This is a genomic window from Actinoplanes sp. HUAS TT8 (assembly GCF_051380535.1).
In the GTDB taxonomy this organism is placed as follows: Bacteria; Actinomycetota; Actinomycetes; order Mycobacteriales; family Micromonosporaceae; genus Actinoplanes.
The window spans coordinates 6830977-6847031 of record NZ_CP195646.1; the positions used below are offsets into that span (position 1 = coordinate 6830977).

The following is a 16055-nucleotide window of genomic DNA, read 5'->3' on the forward strand; positions in this document are numbered from 1 at the left end:
CCATCTCCTTCAAAGGTTGAGGCGGTAGCGCGTGGTGGTGCCGTCCGGCCAGGTCACGCCCACGTCGTCGCCGATCTCGACGGCGCAGTGCGGGCTCTCCGGCAGGCCGGCGCCGAGCCCGACGAGCGTGGCGGTCCAGACGCCGGGGCGGACCGGGTGGTCGATCCAGGGCACCCGGACCGGACCGCCGAGCGGCCCGGGGTCGTCGTGGACGGTGAATCCGTGGTCACTTCCGGTCGGCCAGATCGCCGAGAGGTGCGAGAGGGGACCCGGCCAGCCGCCGATCCGCAGACCGACCGCCTCGGGCCCGGCCGCGTCGACCCGGGCCAGCCGCACCTCGTAGGGCCCTTTGACCAGGGAGTACACGGTGAGGTGGCCGGCCTCGCGAAGCTCCGCGGCCCGCCCCTCACCATGATCGGGACCGGGTTTCCACGAGGTCACCCAATGAACAGGGCCGGACGAGCCGGCAAGACCTTCTTCGCGTACGGCGATCAGCCGCATCCCGGTCCGGTGCGTCGTCCGCCCGTCGGCGTCGACGAGCACCACCGACTGGTCCACCGGATCGGTCCACCCGGACTCGTCGAGCACGGGCGCGGTCGCCGTCGAGTACCCGATCCGCGAGTAGAGCGGCGAGTCGGCCCGTCCCTCCCCCGCGAAGCCGTGATCCGTGCCGTGGTTGATCACCCGGACGATGCCGTCGGCCCGGGTCCCGGAGATGATCCAGCCGGGCGCGCGCACCGCCCGCAGTACGTCGCCGCGTTCGATCGGCAGCGGCTCGCTCGGCGCGGTCCACACCGGATGGTCGGCCGGCAGCGCGATCCCGAGCAGTCCCTTGCTGGCCCAGTACGGCGACGCGGGCCCCGAGTAGGACTGCGCCAGCCGCCGCCACGGCCCGTGCCAGCCCATGCTGAGCAGCCCGTCGGCGTCCGGCGCGCCTCGGTCGGCGAAGTGCCGCACGATCCGGTCGGCCGCGTGCCGCAACTGCCCGGGCGACGTCGACGGCACCTCGGCCAGCACACCGGCCCAGAACGGCGCGGCCGCCGCGAACCGGTAGATCAGGCTGCGCCCCTGCAGCAGCGGCGACCCGTCCCGGCCGACCAGCGCGACCGCGTCCAGCAGATAACGGTCGAGGTCGTCGGCCCAGCGCTTGTCCGGGGTGGCGCCGCGCATCCGGCCCCACAGGATCGGGTACAGGTGCAGCGCCCAGCCGGTGTAGTGGTCGTACGCCCGCTTCGGCCCGTCCGAGAGCCAGCCGCCGTCGCGCCGGAACGACTCGTGCGCGGCCAGGTCCGACTCCATGTCGCCGGCCGACCACGGCCCGCCGACCGAGCGCAGGAACGTCTGGACGACCAGCCGGAACCACACCCAGTTGATCTGCGGGTACGTGTCGTCGCCGACCACCGGCGACAGGTACTCCACGACCCGTTCCTGCACGCCCGGGTCCAGGCGGTCCCAGATCCACGGCCGAGTCAGGTCCAGGATCAGCGCGATGCTGGCCGCCTCGACCTTGGCCTGGCCGTGCTCGGTGAGCCGGACCCAGCGCTCCGGCGAGGCCGGGTCGGTGCCGGTGGCCAGGCCGGTCGCGTACCGGTCGATCAGCTCGTCGACGCCCTCGCCGCGGGCCCCGGCGATCCGGAAGCCGGCGGTCAGGAACGTCCGCGCGAACCCTTCCAGGCCGTCCACGTCGTGGCCGTAACCACCCTCGGCGCCGGGCAGATCGAATCGGGCGCGGCCGGGGCTCGCGTGCCGGGCGGCCGCGTCGAGCATCCGGTCGGCCAGGCGCAGCCAGTCCTCCCGGCGCCAGTCGGGGTCGATGGTGGACGTCAACGGATCCTCCCTCCGAAGGGGAGCGAACGGTTTCGAGGAAGTTAAACGCTCACAATCGAGCATGTCAATGTCTTGAACAGACTGATGCAATCAGAACCGATCCACGGCATGGACCTGGACTTTTGTCTCAGCGGAGTCTTTCGCTCGCCCTGAGGAGGCATCTAGGATCACTGAAGTGATCGGATCCGATCACTATCGATCGCCGCGGACGGAGGCCATGACCTTCACCGGACCCCTCGCTCAGGCCTGGCCCGCCGTCGCCCCCGGAATGCTGCGACCACCCGGCCGGTGCCTGCCGGTGCCGCCCGCGTCCGACCGCGCCGCCTGGGCCGCGCCGGACCCGGCGACCGTGCGCGCGCTGCTGTCCCGGGCCGACCCCGACGCACCCTGGCCCGTGCCGCTGGCCAGTGGCTACGCCCGCTACTTCCGGGACGGCGACCGCGACGCGTACGAGCAGGTGATCTGGGCCCGGCATCGGCGCGTCACCCGGGCCGCGGTGCTGGCCGCGGTCACCCTCGACGAGCGGTGGCTGGACGAGGTGGCCGACGGGGTGACGCTCTGGTGCGAGCAGAGCAGCTGGTGCTGGCCGGCCCACGACGACACGTACCGGCGGCACGGCGCGGTGGTTCCCACGGTCACCGATCCGTACCTGGACCTCGGCGCCGGCGAGGTCGCCGCCGAACTGGCCTGGATCGATCACCTGCTCGGCGCCCAGCTCGACGCCAGGGTCCCGGGGCTGCGCGCGCGGATCCGGCACGAGGTGGACCGTCGCGTGCTGCGCCCGTTCGAGCAACGGCGCGACTGGCACTGGCTCGGCCTCGACGGCCACGTCCACAACTGGAACCCCTGGATCCACGGGAACGTGCTGGTCGCGACGCTGCAGCTGGTCGACGACGACCGCCGCGAATCCCTGGTCGGGCTGGCCGTCGAAGGGCTGGACCGGTACGTCGCGGCGCTGCCCGCCGACGGGGCGATCGACGAGGGCTACGCCTACTGGTGGAACGGCGCCGGGCGGCTCCTCGAAGCGATCGACATCCTGACGTACGCGTCGAGCGGGGCGCTCACCGCCGAACCGGTCCCGGCGCTGCGGGCGACGGTGGCCTTCCCGCACCGGATGCACCTGGGCGGCCCCTGGTACGTGAACTTCGCCGACTGCGTGGCCCGGCCCTCCGGCGACCAGCCGTGGCGCGAGCTGCACCGGGAGGCCCGGCGGACCGTCGACGACGCGGCCCTCGCGCACGCGGCGGCACACCGGACACCCGGTTCCCCGGTCGCGCACGAGAACGACGGCCTCGGCCGGTTGCTGCGCGCCCTCACCGACCCGGCCTGGGTCGCCGCTGGTGGCCCGCCGCCGGTCGGCGAGTCGTGGCTGCCGCGCGAGGTGTGGATGCCGTCGACCCAGGTGCTGGTCGCGCGGATGGCCGCCGGCACCTCGGCCGGGCTGACCCTCGCGGTCAAGGGCGGCCACAACGGGGAGAATCACAACCACAACGACGTCGGCACCTTCGTCGTGGCCCTGAACGGGGTGCCGGTGCTGGTGGATCCGGGCCGGCCGACCTACACCGCGCAGACGTTCGGGCCGGACCGCTACGACCTGTGGACGATGCAGAGTTCGTGGCACAACGTCCCGGAGATCCGGGGACTCGCGCAGGCCCCCGGCCCGGAGCACACCGCCGACGACGTGGTCGTGAGCAGCGGCTCGGCGTACGCCCAATTGGCTCTGGATCTTGCGAAGGCCTACCCGGCGGCCGGCCGCCGGACCCGGCGCCGCGGCGGACCCGGCCCGTCGGTCGAGATCCGCGCGTGGCGCCGCACCGCGCGCCTCGACCGCGACCGGGCCGAAGTGACCGTAAGGGATCAGTGGGAGCTGGCCCCCGCCGGTCTGGCCCCGACCCGGATCCACCTGGTCGTGGCCGGGGGCGTGCGGGTGCGGCCCGGGCGCGCCGACATCACCGCCCGCGACGGCGCCGGCATGCTGCGGCTGAGCTGGAGTCCGCCCGTGCCGTGCGCGACGACCGTCCGCGAGCTCGACGACCCCCTGCTCAGCGACGTGTGGGGCGATCATCTGACCCGGCTCGAGATCGACGTCAGCGGGCTCGGCGCGATCGGTACCCTCGACCTGACCGTGAAGGAGCAGCAGCGGTGAACACATCGGACAAGCGGGGGCCGCTGCCGGAGACCCGGCGGGCCCGGCTGCTCCAGGCGTTGCAGCGGGACGGCGTGCTGCGGATCTCCGACCTGACCGAGACGCTCGGCGCGGCGGCGGTGACGATCCGCCGTGACATCGCCCAGCTGGCGGCCGAGGGGCTGGTCCGGCGCGTGCACGGCGGGGTGACGCTGCCCGGTTCGACGGTCGAGCCGGAGGCTGAACCGGAGATCACCTCGCTCGGCATGCTGGTGCCGTCGCTGGACTACTACTATCCCGCGGTCGCGCGTGGCGCCGAGGAGGCCGCCCGCGAGCTGGAGATGCGGATCGTGCTGCGCGGCTCGTCCTACGAGACCGAAGATGATCGCCCGCAACTGCTGCGCCTGGTCGATCAGGGCGTGGACGCGCTCATCGTCGCGCCGCGGATGGACGTGCCGACCGCCGGGCGGACCATCGACTGGCTGGCCGGCACCGGTCTGCCCGTGGTGCTGCTGGAACGCACCGCCGCCACCGGGCCGTTCCACGTCGCCATGGAGTCCGTGGTCACCGATCACGCACTGGGCGCGGCCATGGCCGTACGTCATCTGGTCGATCTCGGTCATCGCCGCGTCGGCGTCGTGCTGGCCACGCCCAGCCCGACCCGCCCGCACGTGCATCGCGGCTGGCTGGAGGCGGTCACCGAGCTGGGTCTGGACGTGAACGCAACGGTCGACCTGGAGATCCCGGACGCGCACAGCCCGGACTGCGGGGCCGCCCTGGACCGGGTCCTCGACCGTTGCCTGGCCACCGGGACGACCGCGCTGCTGGTGCACGCCGACGCCGAGGCGATCGCGCTGGTGCAGCGCTGCGAGGAGCGGCGGATCGCGGTGCCCGGGCAGCTCTCCGTGGTCGCCTACGACGACGAGGTGGCCGGCCTGTTCAGTCCGGCGCTGACCGCCGTGCGCCCGCCGCGCCGCTCGATCGGGCGGGCCGCCGTCCGGCTCGTCGCCGACCGTCTCCATGACCCGGATCGCCCGGCTCACCGGATGGTGATCAGTCCGGCCCTGCGCATCCGCGCGTCGACCGGAATTCCATCTCCGCACTAATGCGGATCTGTCGGGCCGATCGACAAACTCGCGCACACACGCGTAACAACCTGGGGTGATACTGCTAGCACGGACAGTGCGTTCAGGGCGGTGTTGCCAGTGCTGAAGCGTTTGTTCCCCATCGGATCGGCGGTGATCGCCGCCGTCGTTCTCACGACGGCGTGCGCGGCGCCCGAGTACACCTACGTCAAGAACTCGGACCAGAAGACGTACTTCAAGGTCCCCCACGAGTGGCACCAGACCGCCACCGGGGACCTGGACGACATCCTCGCCGGCACCAACCCGGACTCGGCGAACTCGGCCGCCCGCCAGCAGATGTGGTGGTCGGTGGCCTACGACGCGGACGCCGACCCGACGGCCGCGCACCTGCTCACCGGTCAGGTCACCGACCAGCCGATCGTCTACGCGCGGGTCTCCAAGCTGACCACCGACCAGCAGAACGCGATCTCGCTGGACGTGCTGCGCGACATCCTGCTGCCGGTCACCGCGGACGCCCGCGAGGCGGCCGCCCCGACCACCCCGCTCACCGGCTTCGAGCTGGTGCGCGACGACCTGCTCGCCCCGGCCGACGGCCTGCACGGGGTCCGGGTCGTCTACGACTACGAGCTGGCCGACGGGGTGTTGCACACCTTCGACCAGACCACGCTGGTCAACAACGCCGGCGACACGCTCTACCTGCTGATCATCCGGTGCTCGGCCAGCTGTTACCGGGAGCGGTCCGGTGAACTGGACGACATCGCCACGTCCTTCACCGTGAGGAGCACATGATGGAGGGTCTGCGTCCGCCCGACGAGGGCCCCGTCGTCCGGGAACGGGTCACGCGCAAGAGGCTGGCGTTCTGGGACCGGGTGAAGTTCCTGCTGCTCTTCACGCTGGCCTTCTTCGCCCTGGTGTGGACGGACATGGCCGACAACCCGCTCCTGCCGTTCCGGGACGCGCTCTACGAGCGGGTCCGCAGCGGCACCGGCATCACGATCATGGTGCTGGCCGGGATCGAGGTGCTGCGCCAGCTCCACTATGTGATCAGCGAGCACGCGTCCTGGTACCACCGGATGTGGACACACGGCGTGTTCGGCGGCGTCGAGCGGGTCACCCGCCGGCTCTTCTCCGACTGGACCCGTTTCCGGCTGGTCCGGGTGTTCAAGTGGCTGCTGTTCATCGCCGTGGTCGCGCTGGTGCTCGGCTCGGTGCTGGACACGTCGCCGGCCATGGCGCTGTTCCAGGTGCCGGCCCTGCTCTGGTCCGCCGCGCCGATGTTCCTGCAGGTCATATTCATCCTGTTCATCGCCGTGGGCCAGTTCGCGGCGATCTTCTGGTTCCTGTCCCGCGGCGGCGTCGAGGTCTACTACCCGGACGACGTGAAGACGCGCTTCACCGACGTGTGGGGGCAGGACCACGTGCTCGAACGCGTCAAGGAGAACATCGTCTACCTGGAACGGCCGGAGGCGATCGAGGGTCAGGGCGGCTACGTGCCCGGCGGCATCCTGCTCTGGGGCCCGCCCGGCACCGGCAAGACGCTGATGGCCGAGGCGGTGGCCGGCGAGACGGGCCGGCCCTACGTGTTCGTCGACCCGGGCGCGTTCATCAACATGTTCTTCGGCGTGGGCGTGCTCAAGGTGAAATCGCTCTTCCGCAAGCTGCGGAAACTCGCTTTGAGGTACGGCGGGGTGATCGTCTTCTTCGACGAGGCGGATTCGCTCGGCAACCGGGGCGCGCTCGCCCAGGGCGGCCCCGGCTTCCCCCGCGGCGGCTTCAGCCACACCGGCTGCAACGGCTTCTCCTACCTGTCCGACGACACGCGTTGGTCGGTCCTTCGTTCCGGGCTCGCCTCCTCAGCCTCCTCCGAGGGTGAGCAGCAAATTCGGAAAAATCGCATTATGTACGGCGGGGGCATGGGCGGCGGCGGTGGCGGCATGGGCACCCTGGAAGCCCTGCTCACCGAACTCTCCGGCCTGAAGAAGCCCCGCGGTTTCGTCAACCGGCACGTGCGCCGCGCGCTCGGCATGCGCCCCAAGCCCCCGCCGAAGTACCGGATCCTCGTCATGATGGCCACGAACCTGCCCGAGGCGCTCGACGAGGCGCTGCTGCGGCCGGGCCGCATCGACCGGATCTACAAGGTCGGCTATCCGAGCAAGGCCGGGCGGGTCCGCACGTACGAGGGGTACCTGCAGAAGGTCAAGCACGAACTGACCGCCGAGCAGATCGACAAGCTGGCCACGATCACGCCGTACGCGACCGGCGCGACCATCAAGGACATGGTGAACGAGGCCCTGATCACCGCGATCCGCGACGACCGGGACACCATCGGCTGGCGCGACATCATCAAGGCCAAGCAGCTCAAGGAACTCGGCCCGGCCGAGAACGTCGAATACATCGAACGCGAGCGGCACGCGGTCGCGGTCCACGAGGCGTGCCACGCGGTCGTCGCCTACCGCACCCGGCACCACATGGAGATCGACATCGCGACGATCGAGAAGGGCAGCGGATACCTGGGCATGGTCGCCAGCATCCCGCCCGAGGACCAGTTCACCACCTGGCGCAGCCACTACGAGTCGGACATCCTGGTCTCGCTGGCCTCCCTCGCCGGCGAGCGGATGTTCTTCGACAGCGACAACTCCTCAGGCGTCTCCGGCGATCTGGAGTCGGCGACCGCGGTGGCGACCAACATGGAAGGCGTGTGGGGCATGGGTTCGACCGTGTCCTCGTACGCGGCCTCCAGCCGCCTCGGCATCGGCACCCCCGGCGGCTTCGGCAAAGGCGTGACCAAGGGCGACAACAACGACCTGTCGGCCCGGCGGGCCCTGGCCGACCGCATCGAGGACAACCTGTCCGAGATGCTGGAACGCGCCACCACCATCCTCAAGGAGAACCGCCGGGAGGTCCTCGCCCTGGCCCACGCCCTGGAAACCCACAAGACCCTGACCGGCGAGGACGTCATCGCCGTCCTGGAGGGCCGGCCGGGCCCGCTCATCGACGGCACGGTCTACGCCGACGACCAGTTCCTCACCGAGGTGGAGAGCTACCACCGCGCGGCGCTCGTCGCCCACCAGGGCCACTCCCGCCTGGCCGCGTCGCTGCCCACCCGCATCCACCCCGAGCCGGTCCTGGCCGACGCCACCCCCGACACCCCGGCCCCGGCCCCGACCGGCCACGAGATCTGGCGCCGCCCGGACCCGCCCGGCCACCCCAACGGCAACGGCAACGGCGCCGGCCCGGCCCCCGCGCCGCCGCCCGGCGAGATCCCCCACCAGCGCGACCCCGACCCGAACTGATCACATCGGCCGGCCGACCTCAGCTGAGCTCTATCGCCGTGCCGTCGGGAGGCGGGCCCGCCTCCCGACGGGGCCACTCGGCAAGCACCTCCCGAGTGAAGGCGTGGAGGTCGGCCGCACCCCCGAGCGACTCCTGCACACGCAGGTAGATCCTGGCATCCATCCGGACGGTCAGCCCCGGTCCGCCGAGGCGGGCGGCCACCGTGGCATTGTCCAGGAACAGCGGATCCCCGGCATCGACGGCCAGGACGAAAGGTGCGTAGTAGGCCTGCATGAATCCGTCCAAGGTGACCTCGAGGTCGTCACTCTCCGGCTCGTCCTCGTCAGGATCGAAGGCATCGATCTGCAGACCGCCGTCCTCGTGGGGGAACGAAGCGATACAAAGCACACGGCATGCGGGACGAATCCCGCCGATCGCCTTGATCGAGCTCTTCTGCCTCCCCGCTTTTTCCCTGACCCTGTCGCCGATCGGCTGACTCCGCCCTTTGGCCTCCGCCACCAGCCAGTTCTCACGGCCTGCGTCGTCGAGGAACAGCCCGAACAGGTCGGCACGATGCCGTCCTGTCCGGAACGTGACCCCGCGCTGCCTCGCATACCTGCTCACATGCAGCAGATGGGATACTCCGCAGTGGGTGCGGCAGAACAACGCTGTGGCTGCCTGCCCGAGGGCGTAGACGATGCCCGCTCTCTCCGACGGATCCAGATCTTTCATCAGCGGAGCGCGTTCCAGTTCACCTCGCTCGCTCCGTCGCAGGTAGGCCGGGATGACCGCGATCCGGTGCAGCGCTTCCCAGATCGACGACTCACCGTCGTACGCCCGATCGCCGGGCTCCCGCCCGGTGGTGAAGAGCGCATGCGCAAGGTCACCGGAACTGACCGTGAGGGCGCCCCGTTCGGGAACTCCGAGCTCGGGCGGAAACTGAATACTCCGGAATGGGATCTCGTAATCAGTTCCGGCACGACCCCCCGCCAAACCCGCGGACATCAGGTCCACCAGAACATCCGAGTGCGGTTCGGTGGGGTTGAGGGCACCGGCAAGTTCTTCCGGTGCCACGGTTTTGGTCGACAGAAGCGTGTTGTGATCGTCGCTGATCGCGGCGAGCAGAACGCTCAGCTGTACAAGCTCCGGAAGCTCCCTCGGCATGCCGATCACATGTTTCACGGTGGCCCGGGAAAGGTCCGCCGATTCGAACACGAGGATCGGCCTCTGGCGGCGTAAGGCCGCGCCAAGCAGCCGATAGTGCCGCGACAGCCCGGTGGGCGACGGAATCACGACGACCGCGAGGGCACCTCTTAGATCGCCGCCTATGCCTACGGACACATCATCGGCATGATGGACCCGGACATTCCGGTCCGCCAGGATCGCCACGACCGAGTCCCGGAGCGCGCCCGGCTCGGCGATGAGAATCACCTGCATAAGGCCACTATCGCAACTCCGCCCGGCAGATTTCAGCGGAAGTGGCGGCCTCGGGGGACGGCGTCAGTCAGGAGTACGGGTGGCGCCGGATGGGTAGCGTGAACCGGCATGACCACTGATGCCATCGTCACCTACCGGACCAGCGCCGACAGCACCACGCTGGAGGCGACGCTGCTCGCACCGGAGCTGGACGTGGCCGTCGCCGACGAGTTACGCACCAGCCTGGAGAAAGCGGTCGCCGGCTCCCCGTGCCGTCAGCTGTCGCTCGACCTGGCCGAGGTCACGTTCATCGACTCGTACGCGATGGGCGCCCTGGTCGGTGTCCGCAACAGCGCCGCCGCGGCCGGCCTCACCATGGTCCTGACCCGGCCGTCGCCCCCGGTCCGCCAGGCCATCGAGGTCACCGGCCTCGCCGAGGTGTTCGGCCTCGACCCGGTCTGACCCCGGCCCCGCCGCCCGCACCCGGCCACGCGTAAACCCCACCTTCCCAAAGGGGGGATGCCGTACCCACCGAGCATTATCCGGCAAAACGATGCGTCCCCGCGGCCACCCTGTGGACAACCCGCCGGTGTGGACAAGTTGACAACGCCCTAAATCGCCTGCCACCACAGGTAGCCCGCCAGCCCGACCGCCGCCACGGCGATGGTGATGCGCAGCGGGCGTTCGGGGCTGCGCCGGACCACGGCCGGCCCGATCGAGCTGCCGACCAGGCAGCCGGCCGCGAGCAGCCCGGCCGCCGCCCAGTGCACCGGCCCGGTCAGCGCGTAGAGGATCGCGGCGGCCAGGTTGGCCGCGCCCAGCACGACCGTCTTGACCGCGTTGGTGACGGCGAACGGCTCGGTGGAGGCGACCGCCATCGCCGCGAGCAGCAGCACTCCGGCCGCCGCGCCGAAGTAGCCGCCGTAGATTCCGATCAGGAAGATGGCGACGCCGAGCGGCGGCCGCCGTCCGGGCCGGGTGTACCAGTCGCGCAGCGCTTCGCGGAACAGCAGCGCGAGCGCCCCGAGCACGATCAGGAACGGCACGATCAGTTCGAAGGCCGACGACGACGTGTTCTTGAGCAGCAGTCCCCCGGTGATCCCGCCGGCCGCGCAGACCGCACCGGTGGTGAGGATCCGCCGCCCCTGCCCTCGCAGCTCGTGCCGGGCGCCGGCCGCGGTCCCGGCCGGCGCGGCCAGGAGCGCCACGGTGTTGGTCATGCTCGCGGCCACCGGCGGGATCCCGGCGGCCAGCAGCACCGGGTAGCTGACGAGCGACGCGAGTCCGGCGATGGAGCCGGTCAGCCCGGAGCCGATACCCCCGAGGAACAGCAGCCCGGCCTGATCAAGATCCACGTCTGTTGACCCTACGGCCCGGCGGCCGAAACCGCCGGGCCCTCGGTGGTGAGATGTCAGGCAGCGGCGCGGGTCCACTGCTGGTCGGTGGCCGAGGTGGAGCAGGTGGTCTGCTGGAGGTCGACCGCGTCGGCCGCCAGGGCCAGGCATTTGCCGGAGTGCCGGGCCTTGAGCTGGTAGTAGCTGCCGTTCGCGACCCACGTCCACTGCTGGTTGGATCCGGTGCCGCAGGTGTACTGGATGATGTTGGCCCCGTCGGCGGTGGAGGCCGAGGTCACGTCCAGGCATTTGCCGCTGTTGCGGTTGATGACGTGCACGTAGCCGCCGCCGGTCGAGCGGAAGTCCCACTGCTGGTTCGTGCCGCTGTTGGCCGCATACGTCTTGACCTCGGCGTTGTCAGCGGTCGAGGAGTTCCAGACGTCGATCACTTTGGTCGTGCTGCGGTTGGTCACCCGGTAGTACGGAACGGCGCTGCCGCTGATCGTCCCGGCCGCCGCGTCCACGGTGACCGTCGGCGCCCAGGTGAGGGTCATCGAGGTGCTCGACGGGAACGTGATCGGCAGCCAGACGTACTCCGAGCTGTTGACCGCGGCGCCCCAGGCACCGGCCCAGCGGTCACCCATGTACAGGTAGCTGCTGCCGAGTTGCAGCACGTACGCCGGCTGCGAGTTGTAGGTCGTCGCGTCGCCCACGTTGGTCCACCCGGTCCACGGCCCGGAGATGCTGGACGCGGTCGCGTACTTCGACTGGTTGGGGTTCCACCCGGATGTCCCCGAGGTCAGCATGAAGTAGGTGCTGCCCCGTTTGAACAGCGCCGGCGCCTCCCTCGACGCGTCGTTCCAGAAGTTCCCGACCACCGACTCCACGTTCAGATAGTCCGCGGTCAGCCGGTAGATCATCAGGTCCTTGTTCTCGTCGGCCGCCGAGATCATGTAGGCGGCCGTCCCCTCCTGATACAGGGTTATGTCTCGCGACATGTAAGAATCGAAAGGCCGGAAGCTTCCCTGGTACGTGTAATTCCCGTCCACGGTGTCGGAAACCGCGACCGCCGCCCGCGCCTCGGCGTAGTCCGTCCCGTTCTCCTTGTGCATCCACATCACGTACTTGCCGGTGGACGCGTTGTAGACCACCTTGGGCCGCTCGATCTTGGCCGACGCCAGCTCGGACGCGGACGAGCGGGTGAGCACGTTGTTGCGGAACTCCCAGTTCTGCAGGTCGGTCGAGCGGTAGACGCTGACGGCGTAGAACGTGTCGTCGGCGTTCCGGTTCTCGCCGAACCAGTAGTAGTACGAGCCGACCTTGATCACCCCGCCGCCGTGCGCGTGCACGCCGCCCAGCTGGGTCCCGTTGGTGATCGTCACCGACGCCGCCCGGGCCGGGCCGCTCCAGAGGACGACCGAGGTCAGCGTCAGGAGCAGGGCCATCAGCGCTTTCATGCCGCGCTCCGGGAGAACTGCTGGTTGGCGCCACCGTTGCAGGTGTACTGGCTGATGTCGGTCCCGTCGGCGGTCCCCGACCCGACCACGTCGAGGCACTTGCCGCTGTGCCGCGCGACCAGCGTGAAGTAGCTGCCGGAGGCGACCCACGACCACTGCTCGTTGGTCCCGCTCCCGCAGGTGTACTGGATGACGTTGGCGCCGTCGGCGGTCGACGCCGACGCCACGTTCAGGCATTTGCCGCTGTACTGGTTGACGACCCGGACGTACCCGTTGCCGAGGTCCTCGAAGGACCATTTCTGGTTGGCGCCGCCGTTCCAGGTGTACTGCTTGACCTCGGCGCTCTCGGCGATCGAGGAGCCGACCACGTCCATCACCTTGGCGCTGTTGCGGTTGGTGACGCGGTAGTGGGTGAGCAGCGTGTTCCCGCTGACGTCGAGCCCCCACGAGTAGCGCAGCTGGTCGCGCCCGGAGTTGTTGGTGGTGGTCAGGGTCAGCGCGGTGCCGCTGCCGTTGATCTCCTGCAGCCGGTACGGGTCGGCGATGCGCACCCCCGGCCAGTAGACGGTGCCCAGCCCTTCGGCCCGCGCCTCGGCCGCGACCCCGCGGATGAACGCCACGAAGTCGTTGGTCGAGGAGGGCGCGTCGTAGTTGCGCCCGTCGGTCATGGTCGCGCCGAATTCGGTGATCAAGACCCGATTCGCGTACGAGCCGACGCTGGTCCGCAGAGCTTCCCGCCACGAGTCCTCGGTGTGCCGGGCGGTGTCGAAGAACTGGTAGATGTGCCGGGAGATGAGCGTTCCGTCGAAGCGCGTGTCGGTGGCGATCGTGGTCAGCCGCTGGTTGTAGCCGGCCCCGCTGATGATCACCCGGCCCTTGGGGACTCCGGAGTAGGTGCTGAGCCACTGGGCGGCCAGGTTCTTCCAGCCGGCGTCGCTGTATCCGTACGGCTCGTTGAAGGGTTCGAAATAGACGTTGGCGTTGGCGGAGTACTTGTTCACGATCGTCTGCCACAACGACCAGTACTGGGTGGCGTTGTCGACCAGGCCGTTCCGGGAACTGGCGCCCTCCCAGTAGCTCAGGATCACCTTGAGGCCCTTGGACGTGGCCATGTCGATCGCGCCGGTGTAGGACGCCCAGTACGACCCGGACACGGTCGCGTAGTTGACCGGCATCCGGACCGTGTTGGCGCCCAGGTTGTTGACGAAGCCGGTCAGGATCGCGTTCGCCTTGGCCTGCGTCGTGGCGTAGCTGTCGGAGGTGCTCAGCCCGCCCAGGACGAGGGTGTCGTCGACGAAGTTGTCCCGTTGGTCGGCCCAGTTGACGCCACGGAAGTCGCTGGTGGCCGCGGCCGCGGGGGTGGTGGGGACGGTGAAGAACGTCGCCAGCAGGACCGCGCACAGCGCGGTGGGGATTCGTGCTCGCATGACACAGTCGTAACGTCACCGACACACGGAAGCCACGCTGAGCGGCCAGACGTGAAGATGACGAACAGCCACCCCACCAGCCATAGCGCATCGAGACTGGACGATGTTAACGTAAACAGTCCCGCACTTCCCTAGTAACGGAACGTGTTCACCAGCGTCGTCATGTCCCCGGCCAGGCGGGACAGGTCGGCCACGGCCGCCTGCGCCTCCCGCGCGTTGGCCGACGCCTTCTGCGCCACCTCGGCCACCTCGGAGATCGCCTCGGACACCCGCCCGGTGCTGCCGGCCGCGTCGGACACGCCCCGGCTCATCTCGGTCGTCGTCGCCGTCTGCTCCTCCACCGCCGAGGCGATCGACGTGGTGTAGTCGCCGATGGTGGCGATCACCTGGACGATCTCGCCGATCGCGGCGGCCGCGTTGCCGCTGATGGACTGGATCGCGGTGATCCGGTTGGTGATCTCCTCGGTCGCCTGGGCGGTCTGCTGGGCCAGCTCCTTCACCTCGCCGGCCACCACCGCGAAACCCTTGCCCATCTCCCCGGCCCGGGCCGCCTCGATCGTCGCGTTCAGCGCCAGCAGGTTCGTCTGCTCGGCGATGGTGGTGATCAGCTTGACCACGTCGCCGATCTCCTCGGTCGCCGTGCCCAGCTCGGCCACCTGACTGTTGGTGCCCTCGGCGGCCGTGCGCGCGTTGTTGGCCACCTCGGCCGCCTTGGCCGCGCTGGACGCGATCTCGGCGATCGACGCGCTCATCTGCTCGGCCCCGGCCGCCACCGACTGCACGCCCTCGTTGACCGTGTGGGTCGCGCCCGAGGCGGTGCCCGACGACTCGGAGACGCGGGCGGCGTCGGCGCCGAGCCGGGTCGTGGTGTCGGTGAGCCGGTCGGCCGCCGCGCGCACCTCGTCGGCCGAGCCGGCGATGCCGCGCACGGTCCCGGCCACCTTCTCCACGAACCGGTTGAACGCCTCGGCCAGCTGCCCGGCCTCGTCGTCCCGGGTCACCCCGGCCCGCTGGGTCAGGTCGCCCTCGCCGTCGGCGATCTGCGCCATCCGGTCCCGCAGCTGCTCGATCGGCCGGACCACGGTGCGGGCCAGCAGCAGGCCGATCAGCGCGGCGACCAGCACCACGGCCACGGTGATCCACAGGCCGGCGTGCTGCGCGGCGGTCGCGCCGGCCAGGATCGTCGCGGTCGGCACGGTGACGATCAGCGACCAGGTGTCGACCGCGCCGAGGGTCATCGGCACGGCGACCTGCACCCGCTCGTCGTCGCCGGTGAGCACGCGCTGCGCCGCCGACCCGGACCGGGCCGCGCTAGCCCCCAGCGCGACCACCCCGGCGTCGGCCGGCTTACCGGCCTGCGCGCTGTCCCCGCCGCCGACCAGCAGGCCGTTCGAGCTGACGAGCATCGCGCTGCCGGTGCCGAACGGCTTGATCGCGGCGACCGCCGTGGCGATGGTGTCCAGGGGCAGGTCGACACCGGCCACGCCGAGCGTCCTCCCGTCCCGGATGATCGGCGCGGCCATCGAGCTCATCAGCACGTTCTTGCCCGCGACCTCGTAGGAGTACGGCTCGATCACCTTCTCCTTCCCGCTGTTGCGGGCCAGCAGGTAGTAGTCGCCCGCCCCCTCCTTGGTGTAGTCGGTCAGCACGGTCGACGTGATCGTGTCGCCGTCCCGGAACCAGTAGGGGACGAACCGCCCGGTCGCGTCGTGCCGCGCGTCGGCACTGCGGTACCGCCGGTCCAGCCCGTCGAAGGCGTCCGGCTCCCACGCCGTCCACACCCCGAGGAACGCCGGGTGGCCGGTGAGGATGGCCTTGAGCTCGGCGTTCGCGGTCGCCCGGTTGCCGCCCGCGGTCGACTCGGCCGACATCGCCTGGGTCAGGTCGCGGGCCGTGTCCATCGCGACCATCAGCTGCTGCCGCAGGTCGGCGGCGTTGCGGGCACCGGCCTCGGCCGCGTACGCGAAGCCGGTGTCCCGCGCCTCGTTGCTGTTGCGGCGGCTGATGTAGGTGGCGACCAGGGTCACCGACAGGCCGGTGAGCAGCACGACGGAGACGATCAGGCGCAGCTTGATGGTGAGACGTGGCAGGCGCACCGTTTGCCCCCTCGA

Annotated in this window: 11 protein-coding genes; 5 read left to right on the plus strand and 6 right to left on the minus strand. The window is 70.3% G+C overall.

The annotated features are described in order from the left end of the window. Positions 1-9: 9 nt before the first annotated feature. Positions 10-1827, minus strand: coding sequence for a DUF2264 domain-containing protein (locus ACSHV8_RS30230; RefSeq protein WP_436521138.1), 1818 nt, complete (start codon positions 1825-1827; stop codon positions 10-12). Between the two features lie 217 nt (positions 1828-2044). Between ACSHV8_RS30230 and ACSHV8_RS30235 the strand changes: the two genes are divergently transcribed. The 4 genes from ACSHV8_RS30235 (at position 2045) to ACSHV8_RS30250 (ending at position 8330) form a co-directional block, all read left to right on the plus strand. Then, positions 2045-3973: a heparinase II/III domain-containing protein gene (locus ACSHV8_RS30235; protein ID WP_436521140.1), complete on the plus strand. Its 1929-nt coding sequence runs from the start codon at positions 2045-2047 to the stop codon at positions 3971-3973. Beyond that, entirely contained in the window at positions 3970-5058 is a 1089-nt protein-coding gene (locus tag ACSHV8_RS30240; protein WP_436521142.1) for a substrate-binding domain-containing protein, read from the plus strand. Before ACSHV8_RS30235 ends, ACSHV8_RS30240 begins: the two co-directional genes overlap by 4 nt. Positions 5059-5157: 99 nt before the next feature. Beyond that, a complete protein-coding gene (locus tag ACSHV8_RS30245) occupies positions 5158-5826 on the plus strand; it encodes a hypothetical protein (protein WP_436521144.1) in 669 nt (222 codons plus the stop codon). Then, positions 5826-8330, plus strand: a complete 2505-nt coding sequence (locus ACSHV8_RS30250; protein ID WP_436521145.1) for an AAA family ATPase — start codon at positions 5826-5828, stop codon at positions 8328-8330. The genes ACSHV8_RS30245 and ACSHV8_RS30250 overlap by 1 nt, the downstream gene beginning before the upstream one ends. A 19-nt stretch (positions 8331-8349) precedes the next feature. Here the strand turns inward: ACSHV8_RS30250 and ACSHV8_RS30255 are convergent, their stop codons facing one another. After that, a complete protein-coding gene (locus ACSHV8_RS30255; RefSeq protein ID WP_436521147.1) occupies positions 8350-9747 on the minus strand; it encodes a hypothetical protein in 1398 nt (465 codons plus the stop codon). Between the two features lie 108 nt (positions 9748-9855). On the opposite strand from ACSHV8_RS30255, the gene ACSHV8_RS30260 reads away from it, so the two are divergent. Continuing rightward, the gene (locus ACSHV8_RS30260) at positions 9856-10188 is read left to right on the plus strand and encodes an STAS domain-containing protein (RefSeq protein WP_436521149.1); all 333 of its coding nucleotides are present in this window, start codon (positions 9856-9858) and stop codon (positions 10186-10188) included. A gap of 149 nt (positions 10189-10337) precedes the next feature. Here ACSHV8_RS30260 and ACSHV8_RS30265 read toward each other — a convergent pair whose 3' ends face one another. The 4 genes from ACSHV8_RS30265 to ACSHV8_RS30280 form a co-directional block, all read right to left on the minus strand. After that, entirely contained in the window at positions 10338-11081 is a 744-nt protein-coding gene (locus tag ACSHV8_RS30265) for a sulfite exporter TauE/SafE family protein (RefSeq protein WP_436521151.1), read from the minus strand. Positions 11082-11137: 56 nt separating this feature from the next. Continuing rightward, positions 11138-12517, minus strand: a complete 1380-nt coding sequence (locus ACSHV8_RS30270) for an RICIN domain-containing protein (RefSeq protein ID WP_436521153.1) — start codon at positions 12515-12517, stop codon at positions 11138-11140. Further along, positions 12514-13944 carry an RICIN domain-containing protein gene (locus ACSHV8_RS30275; protein ID WP_436521155.1) on the minus strand — a complete coding sequence of 477 codons (1431 nt, stop codon included), beginning with the start codon at positions 13942-13944 and terminating at the stop codon, positions 12514-12516. The genes ACSHV8_RS30270 and ACSHV8_RS30275 overlap by 4 nt, the downstream gene beginning before the upstream one ends. 131 nt (positions 13945-14075) lie before the next feature. Beyond that, a complete protein-coding gene (locus tag ACSHV8_RS30280; RefSeq protein WP_436521157.1) occupies positions 14076-16040 on the minus strand; it encodes a methyl-accepting chemotaxis protein in 1965 nt (654 codons plus the stop codon). Between the last annotated feature and the right edge of the window lie 15 nt (positions 16041-16055).